Origin of the sequence: Pseudobutyrivibrio sp. AR14 (genome assembly GCF_900101325.1) — a bacterium.
In the GTDB taxonomy this organism is placed as follows: domain Bacteria; phylum Bacillota; class Clostridia; order Lachnospirales; family Lachnospiraceae; genus Pseudobutyrivibrio.
In genome coordinates this window covers 53,406-69,850 of sequence record NZ_FMUY01000007.1, presented here as the reverse complement: position 1 = coordinate 69,850, position 16,445 = coordinate 53,406, and the positions used below count along the sequence as shown (strand labels likewise).

The window sequence follows — 16,445 nt, the reverse complement described above, 5'->3', positions numbered from 1 at the left end:
CTGCGGACGCCGGCTTGTCGGAATTGGCAGACGAGGCAGACTCAAAATCTGTTGATGGCAACATCGTGCGGGTTCAAGTCCCGCAGCCGGCATAAAATTAAAGTGGTCTAGCTTAGCTAGGCCACTTTTTCATTTCAAATCATTCTATGCCAAATATTCCTTTTCAATGCAATTATTTACAAGCTCTACTATCTGGCTCTTTTCATAGCCCTTACCAATGAAAACCACCTGATTGATTCTATCACCATATTTCTCATCCCAGTCGTCTTTTATATCTGGGAAGTCATTTAAAATAGACTTTAGCTCCTCCTCTGGCCATGCTGCTACCCATGGAGTTAGCTCAGTAATCGATGCATTTCTTCCTGCCTGCTCGAAAAGCTGTACATGCTCTGCATCATCTGAAAACCAGATGTAGCCCTTGCTTCTGATAAGGGTTGTTGGATAGTCATCCAGCAGACGATTAAATGCCTCGCGATTAAATGGAGCTCTCTCCTCAAATACAAATGAAGAAATGCCATATTCATCCACGCAAGCTTTCTCATCCTCTGGCTCGCACTCATTAAGTGCCATCTGCACACTGCTTGATGCCAACACTTCATCAAAGTCAAAATCCTCTCCGTCAAGAAGAGTTTCCAACTCCACTTTTCCCTGAACACAAGGAATAATTTCTGCTGTCTTTTGAATCTCTCTAAGGGACTTTGTCACCTTTGAAATCTGCTTTTCATCGAGCAAATCTGTTTTGTTTAAAAGCATAATATTACAGAACTCCAGCTGATCCATAATGAGATTGATGATATCGCCATCCTCTGTATCTTCAGCGCTGTCCAGCTCATTTAAAAACTCGCGATAAATTCTGTCAGCATCAACCACTGAAACTACCGTCTTCAAATATACTCTAGTGTCAGTGGATTCTTCGTAACCAACAAAAGCGCCAGCAATAGATGATGGCTCACTTATACCTGAGGCCTCAACAAAAATAGCCTCAATGGAATCATCACCTGCCAAGCGCTCAATCTGCTCCATAAATTCATCCCTCAGGGTACAGCAAATGCAGCCATTCTGCATTTCAACCATCTCCACCTGAGCTACCTGATTTCCTGTCTTGCTTAAAAGGGAAGCATCAATATTAATGCTTCCCATATCATTTACAATCAACGCCACCTTGCGCTTTTCCTGACTCAAAAGATTCTGCATCAAAGTGGTCTTACCTGAACCTAAATATCCTGTTATTAAAACTACTGGAACTTCTCTTCTAGACATATGCAACCTCCATTCCGAATACAATTCGCAACACTGTTGCATATTTTAGATGTATAATTTCTACTTGTCAATAGGAATTGCAATTCTGTTGCATTTTTTACACTGAACCACAAGCATTGTCTTTGCAGTATTTAAATCCAGCTTATACTCTGTCTGAAGCTTATCTATAAAGTCCACCACAAAGTCATCATCCAAATGGAAAACCCTGCCGCATCTGCTGCACCTAGCATGAATGTGCTTGTCACAGTGCATATCCTTGGCGGAAAACTGATAGTACCATGCATCCTGATTAGGATCCTTAAATCTAACCAACTCTCCCTGGTCGCACAGCTTGTCAAGATTTCGATATACTGTAGTCCTGTTGACGCCCTCTATACTATCTTTAATGCCATCAAAAACTTCCCTGGCGGTAAGTCTCTTTTCTGTATTAGCTTCCAAATATTTGATTATTGCATCTCTTGCTTTTGTTTTATACAATTCTTTTTCCTCGTTGGCTCTGCCATTTACTTACAAAATAGAAAATTATATAAAACATTTTATCAGTTCTCTTAATATTCAGCTATAAGGGAAGAAACTTTATTTTTTACCATTCCAAAAATAATATTGCCAAGCACAATTCCACTCAGGGTCTGAAGGCTTAAAGTAAAAAGTGTTGCAAAGGCATAAGATACGCCAAACATTGGGATTTTTATCAATGTATATAAGGCTATGTGTATCAGGCCTCCTGCGATTGCTCCCAACCACAAGTTGTATCTAAATTTCCTAAGTAGCTTAAATGCTACAAGCCCCATAACAAGTACCCATGCAGCTTTAAACATCATAGTAGGAAATACCCAAGCTGTATATCCTCCAACCAAATCTGCTAACCCAGCTCCAAAAGCTCCAGCCACTGCCCCTTTTTTCGTGCCAAGAAGGCATGTAGCAAGAATAATCATGCAATCCCCTAAATGTGTATATCCAAATGCCGTTGGTATTTTAAAATAAAATGTTCCAAGAAAAACTAAAGCAATCATCATGCCTGTTATGGCAATATCCTTTTGTAAAATCTTCGATGTCCTCATTTTTTGTCCTCCTAATCTAAAAGCGATTCCATAAAGTTCTTTGCATTGTTATAAAAAATGTTTTCGTAATCTTTTTCCTTTAAAGGGCACGATAATATCTTTTGTATCTCCACCTCTGGCGCATGAAATGGTGTATCAAGTCCAAACATTACTTTATCGTTACCGACATTTTTATATGCATTATAAATTTGCGCTGTCATGGATGTTCCCGATGTCTCAAGCCAGATATTTTTGTATCTCTTAGCTATAGTCTGTGCTGCCTCAACATATATTCCATGACCATGTCCCATATGAAGCATTGCAAATTTACATTTTGGATGTCTTTCCGCCAAAAGCCCAATTTGCCATGGCAATGAAAATGGTTCATGTCCTGAGTGAACAAAAAATGGTACATTGTACTTTTCACAAATCTCTGCCACCGGATCCACAATTGGTGAATCAGCTGCATAGCCATCAAAAAGGGATTGGATTTTTGCCCCCTTGCAGCCCTCATCCCTAATTAGCCTTTCAAGTTCGTCATAAGCCTCCTGCCCTTTAGTACAGTCTACCCACGGAACTGGAACAATTTTGTCCTTAGCATTCTTATATGCCTCAACAATATCCTTATTCTTACTTGAATCTGATGGACACAAAATTGTCTTTTCTATATTGAACTTCTCCATCAATTCAAGAATCAGATTAATATCCCCACTAAAGTTAAATGGATTTCCCCATGTACCTATGTGTGAATGCATATCAATCTTTTTAAAATACCTAAAATCAAACATAGCACCATATCCTCCTTTGCTGTTGGATATGATGCTATCTTAAATCTGACATCTTTAAAAGTCGTAATTCTATGAAATTTTTAGGGGACAGTTATTTTAACAAACCATCCACAATACCGAACTCATCAAGTGTAGAAAGGTAATCCTTGATAGTCTCAGGTCTACGGATCATCTTGAATCCGCCGTCCTGCTGAAGAAGTACCTCAGCGCTCTTAAGCTTGCCGTTGTAGTTGTAACCCATTGAATATCCATGAGCACCTGTGTCATGAATGAAAAGTACATCTCCCATGTCAATCTTTGGAAGCTGACGGTCTACTGCAAACTTATCACAGTTCTCGCAGAGAGAGCCTGTTACATCGTATACGTGATCTGCTGGAGCATTCTCCTTGCCTAGTACAGTCACGTGGTGATATGAGCCATATACAGCTGGTCTCATCAAATCAACAGCGCATGCATCTACTCCGATGTACTCCTTGTAGATGTGCTTCTCATGAATGGCTGTAGTAACAAGTCCGCCATAAGGTCCCATCATAAATCTACCCATCTCAGTGAAAATAGATACGTTATCCATTCCTGCTGGTACAAGGACCTCTTCGTATGCCTTCTTAACGCCCTCACCAATCTTTGCAATATCGTTTGGTGTCTGGTCAGGTCTATATGCAATGCCAACACCGCCTGAAAGATTTACAAATGAAAGAGCAATACCTGTCTTCTCCTTAAGCTCAACAATAAGCTTAAATAAATCTCTAGCAAGAGTTGGATAGTAATCATTAGTAACTGTGTTTGAAACAAGGAATGAGTGGATACCAAACTCCTCTACACCCTTATCTCTAAGTACCTGGTATGCCTCAAAAATCTGCTCTTTAGTCATACCATATTTGCTGTCACCAGGATTGTCCATGATACCATTAGAAAGCTCATAAACTCCGCCTGGATTGTAACGGCAGCTCATCTTCTTTGGAAAATGTCCTACTGACTTTTCAAAGAAATCAATATGTGTAAAATCATCAAGGTTAACGATTACGCCTAATTCATCAGCGTATTTAAACTCCTCTGCTGGAGTATCGTTAGATGAAAACATGATATCGTCGCCCTTGAAGCCAAGCTCGTTAGAAAGTGCAAGCTCAACATAAGAAGCGCAGTCCACTCCGCAGCCCTCTTCCTGAAGGATTTTAAGGATAAATGGATTTGGATTAGCCTTTACTGCAAAATACTCTTTGAAGCCTTTGTTCCAGCTAAATGCTGCATGAACGGCTTTCGCGTTTTCTCTGATTCCTTTCTCATCATAGATGTTAAATGGTGTTGGAATAGTTTTTGTGATTTCCTGAATCTTTTCTTTTGTTACAAATGGGGTTTTCATAAATAATTCATCTCCGCTAATGTGTTTCTAAGTACACGATATTCTTCTGTGTCTGGCATTTGAGAAAGAAGCATTTTCAAATCTGCCTCAACCTCTTCTTTTGATGCATCTCGCGAAATGTAATTAGCATAAGGCACGTCAGCTCCTCGCTTCATAATAGCCTTTATGTTTCTTACATAGCTCTGTGTCTCCCCATAAGGTGGTACTCCACCGTAATTTTTCACCACACTGCTGCCAGCATTGTAAGCAGCCAGCGCCTTCTCCACATTACCTCCGAACTCTTTTAACTTCTGAGAAATGTATTTGGCACCTGCCATGATATTTTCATAAGCATCAAATGGATGCTCAAGCCCTAGTCCCTTGGCAGTCTCAGGCATAATTTGCATAATGCCCATAGCGCCTGTGCGGCTGACAGCCTCTGGATTAAATCCTGATTCCTGCTGAGCCATAGCTGTTAGCAAGTCGTAGCTGACACCGTATTTCCTACTGGCCTCAATAAAAATATCCTTATATGATTTGGCTGTGGATGTACCCTCAGCCACTGTGGTGGTATTTAAAGCCCTTGCAAAAGCACCGCTATTGGTATTAGCATCGCTCTTGCTGGTCTTTTGTGTGATGGACGCAATAACATCTTCGTATGTTATATTGCCTCCAGGAGACACTACCGAAATTTTCATACTTCCCTACACCTCTGATTTTTAAAAATTATACCCTTATATATCATCTCAATGGTTGACATCACCCTGCAGCTTTGATATGCTTTTTCTTGCTGAAAAGCAATCTGCTGGTGTGGCTCAGAGGTAGAGCACTTCCTTGGTAAGGAAGGGGTCACGGGTTCAATTCCCGTCACCAGCTTTTTTTAATGCCATTTTTTCATTTGCTCTTCACTTTACCACACTAATGTGATGGTGTAAACCATTATTATATTAATCTATAATTCTCATTTGCTGAGGCCCACTTCTTCTTTGGCCATGGCGTCAGCAGCTTCATTTCCAGGAATTCCCGTATGTGCATTAACATGAACAAACTTCACATCGATTTTATCTTTTAGCGCACTATACTTTTCCACGTAAAACTGAGAAATTTTCTTATTAGCCTTCCAAAGTCCCGTAGGCCATTTGGCAACTCCCTCGTAGTCATAATATATAGTAAGCTCACTGAGGCCTAGCTCCACAGCTTTTTCAATGGCAGCAACTGCTCCATGAACCTCTCCCGCCACATTTCGAGATGTGGCCTCATCTGGGTCGCAGCCATTTCCCCTAATTTCAATATCAGGCTCCACCTGACTGTAATGAAGGAATCCACCGAATCCATACACTCCTGTTGTGGCATTAAATGAGCCATCAGTAAATGCATAAACATCAGGAAGATCTAAAGCTCCATCCCATTTACCTGAGTCCTCAAACTCCATATATGCTTTTGCTTCTTCTAATGTAGGAAAACCTTTGAAAACGGCTCCTGAAAAGCCAGATGTGTTCTTTTGGCACTCATCCCAGGTCTTGTAAATCCCTGGATTTCTACCATTTTTCACCGCATAGAAATTATTTTTCGCCATTAATCTCTCCTAATAAACATGAGCTCTTGCTCACACAAAATTATTATATCATTTTTAAAAAATAACTTTTCTATATTTCCACAATCCAACTTTAAGGATCATACCAAGTATGCACACGCTGATGATTTCTCCTGCTGCAACTGTTGCTACAAGATACCAGTGAGCATCTCCCACCCCATAAGCGTATCTAAGAACAAATGGCACGATAACAGCATTGGCTATTACTGGTGGTAACGTAAATACGAATTTGGTCTTTCTAAGGAAGTATGTTCCAAAGGCTCCAATCAATGTAGCCAGACTTCCAAAGATAATATCCCAGATTACACATCCATTTAAAATATTAGCTAGTAAACAACCCACAAAAAGTCCTGGAATAGCTGCAGGTGTAAATACAGGTAAAATGCAAAGGGCCTCTGAAAATCTCACCTGAATAGCACCATTTGCAAGTCCAAGTACATTGGCCACCCATGTGAGTACCACGTATAAGGCTGCTATCATAGCCCCCTGTGTTATCTTTAAAATAGTATCGTGTTTTTTCATTTCAAAACTCCTATATCATGTTTAATTCTCTTAGAACAGTATACCAAAAGCACAGTCGACATAATGCCATATTTACAAAGATTTCACAAAACTTTACTAATGAAACTGCATCAGAAAAATAGTACAATACCACTAGAATCTATTATTTGGAGGATACCATGAAGACTAAAGAATATGTTGAATATATGGTAAAGCAGGCTGTTGATGTGCTTGATATCGATAGTCCTACTGGCTTTACTAAAAATGCTGCCGACCACATCATTGCAGAATACAAAAAGCTTGGTTTCGAGCCAAAGCTCACCACAAAGGGCGGCGTTATTGTGGACTTGGGCGGTAAGAATTCTGAGGATGCCATCCTGGTAGAGGCCCACATGGACACCCTAGGTGGCATGGTTTGCAAAATCAAGGATAATGGCAATCTGGAGCTTACTCCACTTGGCGGATTTAGCCCAAACAATGGAGAGGCTGAAAACTGCCGCATCTATACTAGAGATGGCAAGATATACGAGGGCACCTTCCAGCTTAATGATGCATCCGTTCATGTAAACGACGATTACAAGACAACTGCCAGAGAATTCAAATCAATGGAAGTTGTTGTAGACGAAGAGGTTTCTAGCGCCGATGACACCAAAAAGCTGGGTATCATGATTGGTGATATCGTTGCATTTGAGCCACGTACTAGAGTTACAAAATCAGGCTACATCAAGAGCCGCTTCCTTGATGACAAGCTTTCCGTTGGCATACTTTTAGGCCAGGCCAAATATCTTGCCGACAATAAAATCACTCCAGAGCGCCGACTCTTCCATCACATCACAGTTTACGAGGAAGTAGGCCATGGTGCTTGCGGCACTGTACCTGATGGAGTTACCGAAATTCTCTCTGTAGACATGGGCTGCATTGGCGACGGACTTGATTGCAAGGAGACACAGGTCAGCATCTGCGCCAAGGATTCTGCTGGTCCTTACAACTATGATGTAGTATCAAATCTCATCAAAACTGCCAAGGACAATAATATCGATTTTGCTGTGGATGTATACCCTCATTACGGTTCCGATGCAGACGCTGCATTAAATGCCGGATACGACGTTAGACATGGTCTCATAGGAGCTGGTGTATACGCCAGTCACGGCTACGAGCGCTCCCACAAAAAGGGTGTGGAAAACACATTCAAATTACTTATTAACTATATTAAATAAAAACAAGGGACAGCGATTATTTCGCCGTCCCTTTTATATTTATCTTAATATCTCATCAATTGTAGATACTGTACTAAAACTTCCTGAATGGATTGAAATGATTTCTTTCATTATAGGAAGTTCAAAATAACTGACATAACAAATCAAGGTATTGTTCTCCCCTGCTATAGCGCCTCTTGAATCCATTATTGTACATGTCTTGTTCAGCTTTTCTTTAATGTCCTTGATAATTCCATCTGGATCTTGTGTGATAATAGTAACCTGCTTGATAGACTCAAAGTGATCAGTAAAGTGATCAATTACTGCTGTAGCCACCACATATACTAGAAGACTAAGAAGGGCTGCCGTCACATCAATCAGTGCAAAAATAGTCATATATACAAGTGCATTAAATGCCAGCAAAACTGGTGTCATACTGTAGTTGCGACCAGTTTTGTCTGACAGTCTTTTGACCACAATATTAGCCAGTATCTCAGAGCCATCAATACAGCCACCGCTTCGTAAAATCAGAGACAGTCCCGCTCCTAAAATGGCGCCACCAAATGCCACCGCAAGGAAATGCTCTGTATCTAATTCGAATGGAATATTCTCAAAGAAATCAAGTCCTGCTGTATAAACTATGGACCCTAGAGCTGCCTTAACAGTAAATTGCTTTCCTAGAAAAATATACCCTGCAATAATAAATGGTATAAAAACAGCCAACACACAAGTAGACAACTGAACTCCAGACAATTTACTTATTATGATTGCCACACCTGCTGTTCCATAATCAATAGCATCATTTGGAAGCAAAATAAGAGCGACAGAAAAGCTAGCCATTATAGCTCCCAATATGATAAACAAATACGATAAAACATCCTTCTTTTTTCTCATAAACCCCTACCCTATTTTTACCTGAACTACATCCAGCTATAATCACCACCTGTCACTGCAAGTGATAGCAGTGCATCCATCTTCTCAACCTCATCAGCACCCTGAACTACAGAAAGTAATTTGGCAGTCTCTGTTGCAACAGGCATCTCCTCATCAGGTCCTATTTCCATATTAGGCTGTTCCCCACAAAATGGACAAACCAATGTAGGCCCCACCTGAACTGATAAAAATCTATTTGCACACTCACTGCATTCATAAAATCCTGCAAGAGCAGTGCCATCTGGTACATAATACATCTGCTTTCTCTCTTTCTATTATTCTTCTATGTAATCTCTTATATTGAAATTCTCACCTGTTTTTTCTTCTTCATCCATAATATCTGGAACAAATTCTGTAGCATAGGTATCACCAGTATGTACATCAACATAGTATCGTACTATTGCTGCTGTATAAGACCTGTAAGCCACTACGATTTGCTCTGCATCAGAGGACTCTACATTCCAGTACAAAGTGTAATCATCAGACTCTGCCATCTCTTCCAAATCAGGATTCTGCTGAATGCAGTATTTTCTAATAGCAGAAAGTGCCTGATCATCTGTAATTACCTCATCAGATTCTTCTGCATTTGGTTCTTCTGATTCTGGTACAGCTTCATCCGATTGCTGTTGTTCATCTTCATTAGACGTAGATTCTAGTTCAATAACTGTAGGTGCATCTGCACCACCAATTATGTCCTCATCATTTTCTTGCTTTCCGCAAGCTACTGCCATAACTGCAATAGTAAGTGTTAATAATAATATTCTTTTTTTCATGCTACTATCTCTTTCTTATTTTTATCTATTGTAGCTTGTCATCTGCCATACCTCAGTATGGGCTACCTTTAGGCTATGACCACAGCCCTCTCATCTCTCTCAACAGGCCCCAATCATTTTCATAAATTTCTTCTTAATAGTAATATAATAGATATTCTCCAATTTGGATACCGTCAATATAACTTATTCTGTTACTATTCACATTTATACATTTTTATAGATTAATAATTGTCCCCTTTGCGTTTTGTTCATTTTTGCAGCTGATTTACGGGTATTATTGAATAATTCTATTTTGCACCGTAGTCCATCTTTGTAAAAATTTTTCAGATTTCAAAACCTACGGGGATTTTTTCATTTTTTCGATTTGTACCGTAGGGATTTTGGGAGGACTACGGTATATTTTTAAAATTCCCATTATTCCCCGTAGAATGATACCCTTTGAAACAAGCCGACTACGGGGATTTTTAAGAAATTCAAAATATCCCCGTAACCAGAAATTTTCAAGCAGAAAATCCTACGGTACAAAATTGATTTTCACAATAAAACCCGTAGTTTTTTGAATCCAACTTTTTTTCGCAAGTCGTTAGGCAACAAGACTACTAGTCCGTCGTCCAAATTGCCATAATAAAACAAGCTTCGGCTTTCAGAGGCAAAGACTCACGCACAAAAGCATATCATCGCCCCAAAAAACTATCACTATCTCCTGAGAATCCGTAAACAAAAAAGGATGGCCAGGTCACTGGCCATCCCAAAATCGTTTTGATTACAAATTATAAGAAGTGTGCACGAAGCTCTTCTGGTGCAATTGGTGAAAGATAAGCTGGTGCAATATCAAATACTGTCTTAGCACCTGTAACGCCCTCCTTGTTAAGGCGTGACACTGCTCTAGCATAAGCTGTTAAAACAGCTCCTGTGAACTCTGGGTTAGAATCTAAGTTCAAACTATATTCAATGACGTGCTTGTTACCATCGAAGCCTGTCTCACCTGTGTAGATAACGCTTCCGCCATGAGGTAAACCGCTGTGATTCTTCTTAAGCTCTTCCTCAGAGATGAAGTTAACAGTGGTGTCATAATCTGCGAAGTAGTTTGGCATCTCCTTGATTTCTTTTTCGATGCGAGCCTTGTCTGCTCCATCTTCAACTACAACATAGCACTCTCTTGTGTGCTTCTCTCGAGTAGAAAGCTCAGGATTCTCTCCACTTCTAACACGCTCTAATGCCTCTGGAACTGGTACTGTGTACTGTCTTGCATCTACAACACCCTCGATACGACGAATAGCATCTGAGTGTCCCTGGCTAACGCCCTTGCCCCAGAATGTGTATGCCTCACCCTTTGGCAAAATAGATGTAGCATAAAGTCTATTTAAAGAGAACATACCTGGATCCCAACCACATGAGATAAGGCCAATCTTGCCTGCTGCCTTAGAAGCCTTCTCAACATTTGCAAACTGCTCTGGGATTCTTGCATGTGTATCAAATGAATCAATAACATTGTAAAGTGCTGCGTACTTAGGAGTCATCTCTGGTAAATCTGTAGCACTACCACCACAAATAATAAGAACATCAATGTCTTCCTTACCTGTATCCAAATCTGCTGTAGACTTAACTGCAGCATTTGACTTTACTGTAAGTGTGCTTGGGTCTCTTCTTGTGTAGATAGCCACAAGCTCCATGTCATCGCTAAGTGTGACTGCAGCCTCAACGCCGCGTCCCAAATTGCCGTAACCTAAAATTCCAACTTTAATCATAGTTCCTCCTTATTACTCCAAGGGAGATAATCTTTTAATTCTTAGGGTCTATTGTATCATTTAGTGTAAATTTGTTAACCCCTTTTTTCCCTATATAAAAAAATCTTATAAGTAAATATCACAATAAAACGCCACTAGACTTTATGCTAGTGGCGTTTTAACTTCGTATTTAGTTTTGCACATACATATCCAAATAATTCCAAATCATTAATTAGGGTTAATGGATACTGGAGGGATGGCTACATCTTTCATAAGCTCCAGAGACATATCTCTAAGGATATCATCCAAGAACGCTATCTGCTCCGGTGTGAAATAATCCTGCGCACGCTCCACTACCGTATTCACGTATTTCTGTGATAAATTGAAGTAATTAATGTACTTGTCTGTAACAACAAGATGGTACTCTCGTCTGTCAGTCTCAGACTGAATCTTTTCAATGTAGCCCTTTTTGATAAGGCTGTTAACCTTGTAGGCTGCATTAGGAGATGATACATTAATGAAATTTGCGAACTCAGCCACGGTAGGATTCTTGAGAGCGTAGATGACCTCTACACAGAACATCTCAACAGTAGTAAGGGATGTCTCTCTGGAATGAAGATGGTTAAACATCTCCTGATAGAAGTGTATTTTGAATTTTGTATACACCTCAGATAATGTTTGTTCTAACATTTCTAGTACCTTTTCCTTTGTTAATTTTTTACTCCCTAGAAACATCATACCTAATCTATTCTCCTATGGCAAAGGAAATTTCTGCCTTTGCTGCAATCTGACCATCTACATACGCTACAGCTTCGCCAAAACCGACTGGACCTTTTCTAGATGTGAGTTTGCACTCAAGCTCTAAAACGTCACCAGGCTCAACCTGCTTCTTAAATCTAGCGTTTTTAATTCCGCCAAAAAATGCTAGCTTTCCTTTGTTTTCTTCCTCGGTAAGAAGCGCCACTGCACCTACCTGAGCAAGAGCCTCTATTATAAGCACTCCTGGCATAACTGGATGTCCAGGAAAATGTCCAAGAAAATGCATCTCATTAGCTGAAACACACTTGATTCCCTTGGCGTAATTGCCTGGCTCACACTCCACAATCTTGTCCACTAGTAAAAAAGGATAGCGATGTGGAAGAATCTCTTGTATCTCTTTGTTGCTTAACTGCATATATACTCCATTCCGGCCAGCTTATTAATAATCTAAGTATTATTCACCTCTATCATCCGGCAGTTACGCTCTCAAGCCTAAGATATTACTTCCGGTGACTACATGTCACCTGCAGTAACACTTAGAGCTTGATATCTACTGCCTCATCTAAAACATATCTGATCATTAATAGAACTTAACTTATTAATACCGGCCTCATAAAAACGACCTACTAGATATACTTCTTGAATACAATGGATGCGTTGTGGCCACCGAAACCAAGTGCGTTAGAAAGAGCCACATTTATATCAGCCTTACGACCTTCATTTGGAACGATATCCAAATCGCAGTCCTCGTCCTTCTCACGATAATTGATTGTAGCTGGCACAAATCCATCTCTAAGGGCAAGTGTTGTGATGATGCCCTCAACTGCACCTGCTGCACCAAGCAAATGTCCAGTCATAGACTTTGTTGAGCTGACCATAAGCTTGTATGCATGGTCGCCAAATGCCTTTTTAATAGCAAGTGTCTCACCTGCATCATTGAGGCTTGTGCTAGTACCATGAGCATTGATGTAATCCACATCTGTCATCTCAAGGCCTGCATCCTTTACTGCAAGAGCCATACACTTTGCACCGCCCTCTCCCTCTGGGTTTGGAGCAGTGATGTGGTAAGCATCACAGTTAGTACCATATCCAACAATTTCAGCGTAAATCTTTGCGCCACGAGCCTTAGCATGCTCAAGTTCCTCGATTACAAGAATACCTGCGCCTTCGCCCATAACGAAACCATGTCTTTCCTTATCAAATGGAATAGATGCACGATTTGGATCCTCACCTGTGCAAAGAGCCTTCATAGACTGGAAGCCTCCGATAGCAAGAGGGATAACAACACCCTCAGCTCCACCGCAAACCATCACGTCTTCATAACCATCTCTAATTCTGTGGAATGAATCACCGATAGCATTATTTGAGCTTGCGCAAGCTGTTACAACAGATGTGCACATACCCTTAAGGCCGTACATGATTGCAATCTGACCTGCTGCCATGTTGCTGATTGTCATTGGAATAAAGTATGGAGAAATTTTGCTATAGCCCTTCTCCTCACCTTTACTGTGTTCAATACAAATAGTCTCAAGTCCACCGATACCTGATGAAACAATACAGCCACATCTGTCTGCATTTTCTTTTTCCATATCGAGTCCCGAATCTGCAAGAGCTTCCTTAGCTGCAGCGCAAGCGTACTGTGTGTACACATCCATACGTCTTGCTTCCTTAGGACCGAGAACTTCTGCGGCGTCAAAATTCTTTACCTCGCCTGCTAATTTAACCTTTAAATCAGTTGTATCAAAATGTGTAATAGGACCAATTCCGCACTTTCCTTGCTTTACAGCATCCCATGTTTCCTCCACGCTGTTTGCCAAAGGATTGACGGTGCCCATGCCAGTAATTACTACTCTTCTCATTACATACCTCCAGTTACTTCGATGACTTGACCAGTTACGTAAGCTGCTTTTTCTGATGCTAAAAATTCAACTACAGACGCTACGTCCTCTGGTGTTCCGAATCTGCCTAGAGGAATCTGCTTAAGGTAAGCACTCTTTACTTCCTCTGGAAGACTGTCTGTCATTGCGGTTTGAATAAATCCAGGTGCTACCGCATTTACGGTAATTCCCTTTGAGCCATACTCCTTAGCAACTGATTTTGTAAATCCAATTAAGCCTGCTTTGCTGGCTGAATAGTTTGCCTGGCCCGCATTTCCTGTTACTCCCACAATAGAAGTAATGTTGATGATACTTCCTTTTTTGGCTTTTAACATATCCTTTATTGCCGCCTTTGTGCAAAGGAATGCTCCCTTAAGATTAATATCAACAACCTTTTCAAAATCCTCTTCAGTCATTCGAAGAAGAAGTCCATCTTTTGTTATTCCTGCATTGTTTACAAGCACATTAACAGGACCAAGTAGACTTTTTACTTCAGAAAACATATTTGCAACATCATCAGCGTTGCTTACATCAGCCTTCACATACATTGCCTGAACACCATATTTCTTACATATAGAAATAGTCTCCTGAGCAGCTGATTCATTTCCCGAATAGCAAATAGCTATATCGTATCCTGCTTTTGCCATATTCTCTGCAATTACTCTGCCGATTCCACGGCTTGCGCCAGTTATAAGTGCTACACTCATGCTCCAAGCTCCTTTACTGTTGCCTCAAAGTCCTCAACTGTATCAATTGAATAGACCTTTACATCATCTACTGTCTTTGCAATAAATTTGCTTATTGCCTTGCCTGGTCCAATCTCAATGATTGTATCCACGCCTTCATCTACCATATATCTAATAGAATCCTCCAGATAAACTGAAGTCTGTACCTGCTTTTCGAGAAGTGCTGGAATTGTCTCCTCCTGCTTTCTTTCACGACCAAGGCAATTGAAAATTACCTTTGAACGTTCCTGCTTAAAATCTACAGTCTTGAACTCTTCCTTAAGCTTGTCGCCTGCTGGCTTCATAAGCTTTGTATGGAAAGGACCGCTTACTTTAAGAGGGAGAATTCTCTTTGCTCCTGCTTCTTTTAAATAAGCGCTTGCCTTGTCAACCGCCTGAGCATCACCAGATATTACAATCTGTCCTGGGCAGTTAAAGTTTGCAGCCTGAACAGTAAGCTTGCCATCAAGTTCGCTATTTACTCTGTCGCATGCATCCAAAACTATCTGTCGCTCAGCGCCAAGTACAGCTGCCATCTTTACCTCAAGTCCCTCAGAAGCCTCTGTCATGAAAAGTCCACGCTTTGCAATAAGGTCCAAAACCTGCTTTTCATCAATTGCCTCTGACTCATAGAGAGCTGAATACTCTCCAAGGCTAAGTCCAAGTGTGTAGTCAGCCTTGATTCCTCTCTCATGTAAAAGCTTTGTTACGCCAATGGCAAATGCAACCATAGCTGGCTGAGTGTATTTTGTCTGGGACAACTTTTCCTCTGGGCCATTAAACGAAAGCTCTGCTACATCCATATCTGTTACAGCCTTGACTGTATCTGTAGCATTATCAATTGTCTCCTTAAAAAGATCATACTTCTCATAAAAGTCCTGACCCATTCCCACTTTTTGAGAACCTTGGCCAGCGTACACAATTCCTAATTTCATTCCAATTACATCCTTATCTAAATCCTAAATTGCAATTGCATTGGCGTTTGCCAAACAATCTTTTGCGCCAACGTACATATCATCTAAGATATCTGCCACTGGGCGGATTTCTGAAAGCTGACCACATACCTGTCCTGCCATAACAGAGCCTCTAATCATGTCACCCTCAAGAACTGCACGTCTAAGACCACCAAGTGTAATCTGCTCAAGCTTCTCGCGGTCTGCACCCTCGGCCTCAAGCTTTAGATATTCGCGAGCCATTTCATTTTTTATGATACGAACTGGAGCACCCTGGCTTCTTCCTGTAACAGTTGTGGAATTGTCCTTTGACTTGATAAGTGTCTGCTTATAATTGTCATGGATTGGACATTCCTCTGAAACCAAAAGACATGTTCCTATCTGAACTCCACACGCACCAAGCATCATAGCTGCTGCCATCTGCTTGCCACTTGCAATACCACCTGCTGCAATGACAGGTACATCAACTGCAGCTGCTACCTGTGGAAGTAAAGTCATTGTTGTCATATCGCCTACATGGCCGCCTGACTCGCCGCCCTCAGCGATTACTGCATCAGCACCAGAACGAACCATCACCTTTGCCAATGCAACCGATGCAACTACTGGGAATACCTTTGCTCCCATTTCCTTCCAGCCCTTCATATACTTACCTGGGTTACCAGCACCAGTTGTAATGAACTGGACCTTTTCCTCAATAAGCATGTTTGCAATATTATCCACATCAGGATTCATAAGCATAAGATTTACACCAAATGGCTTATCTGTCTTGCTCTTGCAAATTCTAATCTGCTCTCTCAGCTGTTCTGCATTCATGCCGCCACTTGCAACGAGACCAAGGCCACCTGCATTTGAAACTGCTGCTGCAAACTCTCCTGTTGCAATGTTGGCCATACCACCCTGAATAATTGGATACTTTGTACCTGTTAAATCAACTAAATTCATACGCTACCTCTATTCCGACTGTTACGCTCTCAAGCCTC

At 40.9% G+C, this 16,445-nt stretch carries 19 protein-coding genes and 2 tRNA genes; 3 read left to right on the top strand and 18 right to left on the bottom strand.

Annotation, left to right across the window (positions count from 1 at the left end):
- Positions 1-8 precede the first annotated feature (8 nt).
- A tRNA-Leu gene (locus tag BLP50_RS08095) sits at positions 9-92 on the top strand.
- Between the two features lie 52 nt (positions 93-144).
- On the opposite strand, the gene BLP50_RS08090 is transcribed toward BLP50_RS08095, so the two are convergent.
- The 6 genes from BLP50_RS08090 to BLP50_RS08065 all read right to left on the bottom strand — a co-directional run bounded on the left by BLP50_RS08090 (position 145) and on the right by BLP50_RS08065 (position 5,125).
- Positions 145-1,260, bottom strand: coding sequence for a CobW family GTP-binding protein (locus BLP50_RS08090; protein ID WP_090153523.1), 1,116 nt, complete (start codon positions 1,258-1,260; stop codon positions 145-147).
- 60 nt (positions 1,261-1,320) lie between these two features.
- The gene (locus BLP50_RS08085; RefSeq protein WP_090153520.1) at positions 1,321-1,737 is read right to left on the bottom strand and encodes a Fur family transcriptional regulator; all 417 of its coding nucleotides are present in this window, start codon (positions 1,735-1,737) and stop codon (positions 1,321-1,323) included.
- A gap of 71 nt (positions 1,738-1,808) precedes the next feature.
- The gene (locus BLP50_RS08080; protein ID WP_090153518.1) at positions 1,809-2,321 is read right to left on the bottom strand and encodes an ECF transporter S component; all 513 of its coding nucleotides are present in this window, start codon (positions 2,319-2,321) and stop codon (positions 1,809-1,811) included.
- An 11-nt stretch (positions 2,322-2,332) separates the two neighbouring features.
- Positions 2,333-3,088: an amidohydrolase family protein gene (locus tag BLP50_RS08075; RefSeq protein WP_090153516.1), complete on the bottom strand. Its 756-nt coding sequence runs from the start codon at positions 3,086-3,088 to the stop codon at positions 2,333-2,335.
- Between the two features lie 91 nt (positions 3,089-3,179).
- On the bottom strand, positions 3,180-4,448 hold the full coding sequence (locus BLP50_RS08070; protein WP_090153514.1) for a diaminopimelate decarboxylase: 1,269 nt from the start codon (positions 4,446-4,448) through the stop codon (positions 3,180-3,182).
- Entirely contained in the window at positions 4,445-5,125 is a 681-nt protein-coding gene (locus tag BLP50_RS08065; protein WP_090153512.1) for a lytic transglycosylase domain-containing protein, read from the bottom strand. The genes BLP50_RS08070 and BLP50_RS08065 overlap by 4 nt, the downstream gene beginning before the upstream one ends.
- A gap of 106 nt (positions 5,126-5,231) precedes the next feature.
- Here BLP50_RS08065 and BLP50_RS08060 point away from each other — a divergent pair.
- Positions 5,232-5,303 (top strand) — tRNA-Thr (locus BLP50_RS08060).
- Positions 5,304-5,388: 85 nt separating this feature from the next.
- Here BLP50_RS08060 and BLP50_RS08055 read toward each other — a convergent pair.
- Positions 5,389-6,003 (bottom strand): ribonuclease H1 domain-containing protein, encoded by a 615-nt coding sequence (locus BLP50_RS08055; RefSeq protein WP_090153510.1) that lies wholly within the window; start codon positions 6,001-6,003, stop codon positions 5,389-5,391.
- 54 nt (positions 6,004-6,057) lie between these two features.
- Entirely contained in the window at positions 6,058-6,543 is a 486-nt protein-coding gene (locus BLP50_RS08050) for a QueT transporter family protein (protein WP_090153508.1), read from the bottom strand.
- A gap of 158 nt (positions 6,544-6,701) precedes the next feature.
- On the opposite strand from BLP50_RS08050, the gene BLP50_RS08045 reads away from it, so the two are divergent.
- Entirely contained in the window at positions 6,702-7,739 is a 1,038-nt protein-coding gene (locus BLP50_RS08045; RefSeq protein WP_090153506.1) for a M42 family metallopeptidase, read from the top strand.
- A 39-nt stretch (positions 7,740-7,778) separates the two neighbouring features.
- Here the strand turns inward: BLP50_RS08045 and BLP50_RS08040 are convergent, their stop codons facing one another.
- From BLP50_RS08040 to BLP50_RS07995, 10 genes are all read right to left on the bottom strand, one after another.
- On the bottom strand, positions 7,779-8,612 hold the full coding sequence (locus tag BLP50_RS08040) for a YitT family protein (protein WP_090153504.1): 834 nt from the start codon (positions 8,610-8,612) through the stop codon (positions 7,779-7,781).
- 26 nt (positions 8,613-8,638) lie between these two features.
- Positions 8,639-8,908 (bottom strand): hypothetical protein, encoded by a 270-nt coding sequence (locus tag BLP50_RS08035; RefSeq protein ID WP_090153502.1) that lies wholly within the window; start codon positions 8,906-8,908, stop codon positions 8,639-8,641.
- An 18-nt stretch (positions 8,909-8,926) separates the two neighbouring features.
- The gene (locus tag BLP50_RS08030) at positions 8,927-9,424 is read right to left on the bottom strand and encodes a hypothetical protein (RefSeq protein WP_090153499.1); all 498 of its coding nucleotides are present in this window, start codon (positions 9,422-9,424) and stop codon (positions 8,927-8,929) included.
- A 770-nt stretch (positions 9,425-10,194) separates the two neighbouring features.
- Entirely contained in the window at positions 10,195-11,172 is a 978-nt protein-coding gene (locus tag BLP50_RS08025; protein WP_090153497.1) for a diaminopimelate dehydrogenase, read from the bottom strand.
- 207 nt (positions 11,173-11,379) lie between these two features.
- Entirely contained in the window at positions 11,380-11,841 is a 462-nt protein-coding gene (locus BLP50_RS08020; RefSeq protein WP_090153713.1) for a MarR family winged helix-turn-helix transcriptional regulator, read from the bottom strand.
- Between the two features lie 55 nt (positions 11,842-11,896).
- Positions 11,897-12,325, bottom strand: coding sequence for a 3-hydroxyacyl-ACP dehydratase FabZ (fabZ, locus tag BLP50_RS08015; protein WP_090153495.1), 429 nt, complete (start codon positions 12,323-12,325; stop codon positions 11,897-11,899).
- Positions 12,326-12,536: 211 nt separating this feature from the next.
- Positions 12,537-13,769, bottom strand: coding sequence for a beta-ketoacyl-ACP synthase II (fabF, locus tag BLP50_RS08010; protein WP_090153493.1), 1,233 nt, complete (start codon positions 13,767-13,769; stop codon positions 12,537-12,539).
- On the bottom strand, positions 13,769-14,494 hold the full coding sequence (fabG, locus tag BLP50_RS08005; protein ID WP_090153491.1) for a 3-oxoacyl-[acyl-carrier-protein] reductase: 726 nt from the start codon (positions 14,492-14,494) through the stop codon (positions 13,769-13,771). The genes fabF and fabG overlap by 1 nt, the downstream gene beginning before the upstream one ends.
- Positions 14,491-15,447, bottom strand: a complete 957-nt coding sequence (fabD, locus tag BLP50_RS08000) for an ACP S-malonyltransferase (protein WP_090153489.1) — start codon at positions 15,445-15,447, stop codon at positions 14,491-14,493. The genes fabG and fabD overlap by 4 nt, the downstream gene beginning before the upstream one ends.
- Before the next feature lie 24 nt (positions 15,448-15,471).
- The gene (locus BLP50_RS07995) at positions 15,472-16,407 is read right to left on the bottom strand and encodes a nitronate monooxygenase (RefSeq protein WP_090153487.1); all 936 of its coding nucleotides are present in this window, start codon (positions 16,405-16,407) and stop codon (positions 15,472-15,474) included.
- Between the last annotated feature and the right edge of the window lie 38 nt (positions 16,408-16,445).

Excerpts from the sequence above, each read along its gene's own strand:
- BLP50_RS08025 (WP_090153497.1), bottom strand. The coding sequence starts at position 11,172 with ATGATTAAAGTTGGAATTTTAGGTTACGGCAATTTGGGACGCGGCGTT.
- BLP50_RS08050 (WP_090153508.1), bottom strand. The coding sequence starts at position 6,543 with ATGAAAAAACACGATACTATTTTAAAGATAACACAGGGGGCTATGATA.
- BLP50_RS08070 (WP_090153514.1), bottom strand. The coding sequence starts at position 4,448 with ATGAAAACCCCATTTGTAACAAAAGAAAAGATTCAGGAAATCACAAAA.
- BLP50_RS08040 (WP_090153504.1), bottom strand. The coding sequence starts at position 8,612 with ATGAGAAAAAAGAAGGATGTTTTATCGTATTTGTTTATCATATTGGGA.
- fabG (WP_090153491.1), bottom strand. The coding sequence starts at position 14,494 with ATGAGTGTAGCACTTATAACTGGCGCAAGCCGTGGAATCGGCAGAGTA.
- fabZ (WP_090153495.1), bottom strand. The coding sequence starts at position 12,325 with ATGCAGTTAAGCAACAAAGAGATACAAGAGATTCTTCCACATCGCTAT.
- BLP50_RS08090 (WP_090153523.1), bottom strand. The coding sequence starts at position 1,260 with ATGTCTAGAAGAGAAGTTCCAGTAGTTTTAATAACAGGATATTTAGGT.
- BLP50_RS08045 (WP_090153506.1), top strand. The coding sequence starts at position 6,702 with ATGAAGACTAAAGAATATGTTGAATATATGGTAAAGCAGGCTGTTGAT.
- BLP50_RS07995 (WP_090153487.1), bottom strand. The coding sequence starts at position 16,407 with ATGAATTTAGTTGATTTAACAGGTACAAAGTATCCAATTATTCAGGGT.
- BLP50_RS08075 (WP_090153516.1), bottom strand. The coding sequence starts at position 3,088 with ATGTTTGATTTTAGGTATTTTAAAAAGATTGATATGCATTCACACATA.
- fabF (WP_090153493.1), bottom strand. The coding sequence starts at position 13,769 with ATGAGAAGAGTAGTAATTACTGGCATGGGCACCGTCAATCCTTTGGCA.
- BLP50_RS08080 (WP_090153518.1), bottom strand. The coding sequence starts at position 2,321 with ATGAGGACATCGAAGATTTTACAAAAGGATATTGCCATAACAGGCATG.
- BLP50_RS08065 (WP_090153512.1), bottom strand. The coding sequence starts at position 5,125 with ATGAAAATTTCGGTAGTGTCTCCTGGAGGCAATATAACATACGAAGAT.
- BLP50_RS08055 (WP_090153510.1), bottom strand. The coding sequence starts at position 6,003 with ATGGCGAAAAATAATTTCTATGCGGTGAAAAATGGTAGAAATCCAGGG.
- BLP50_RS08020 (WP_090153713.1), bottom strand. The coding sequence starts at position 11,841 with ATGTTAGAACAAACATTATCTGAGGTGTATACAAAATTCAAAATACAC.
- fabD (WP_090153489.1), bottom strand. The coding sequence starts at position 15,447 with ATGAAATTAGGAATTGTGTACGCTGGCCAAGGTTCTCAAAAAGTGGGA.
- BLP50_RS08035 (WP_090153502.1), bottom strand. The coding sequence starts at position 8,908 with ATGTATTATGTACCAGATGGCACTGCTCTTGCAGGATTTTATGAATGC.
- BLP50_RS08030 (WP_090153499.1), bottom strand. The coding sequence starts at position 9,424 with ATGAAAAAAAGAATATTATTATTAACACTTACTATTGCAGTTATGGCA.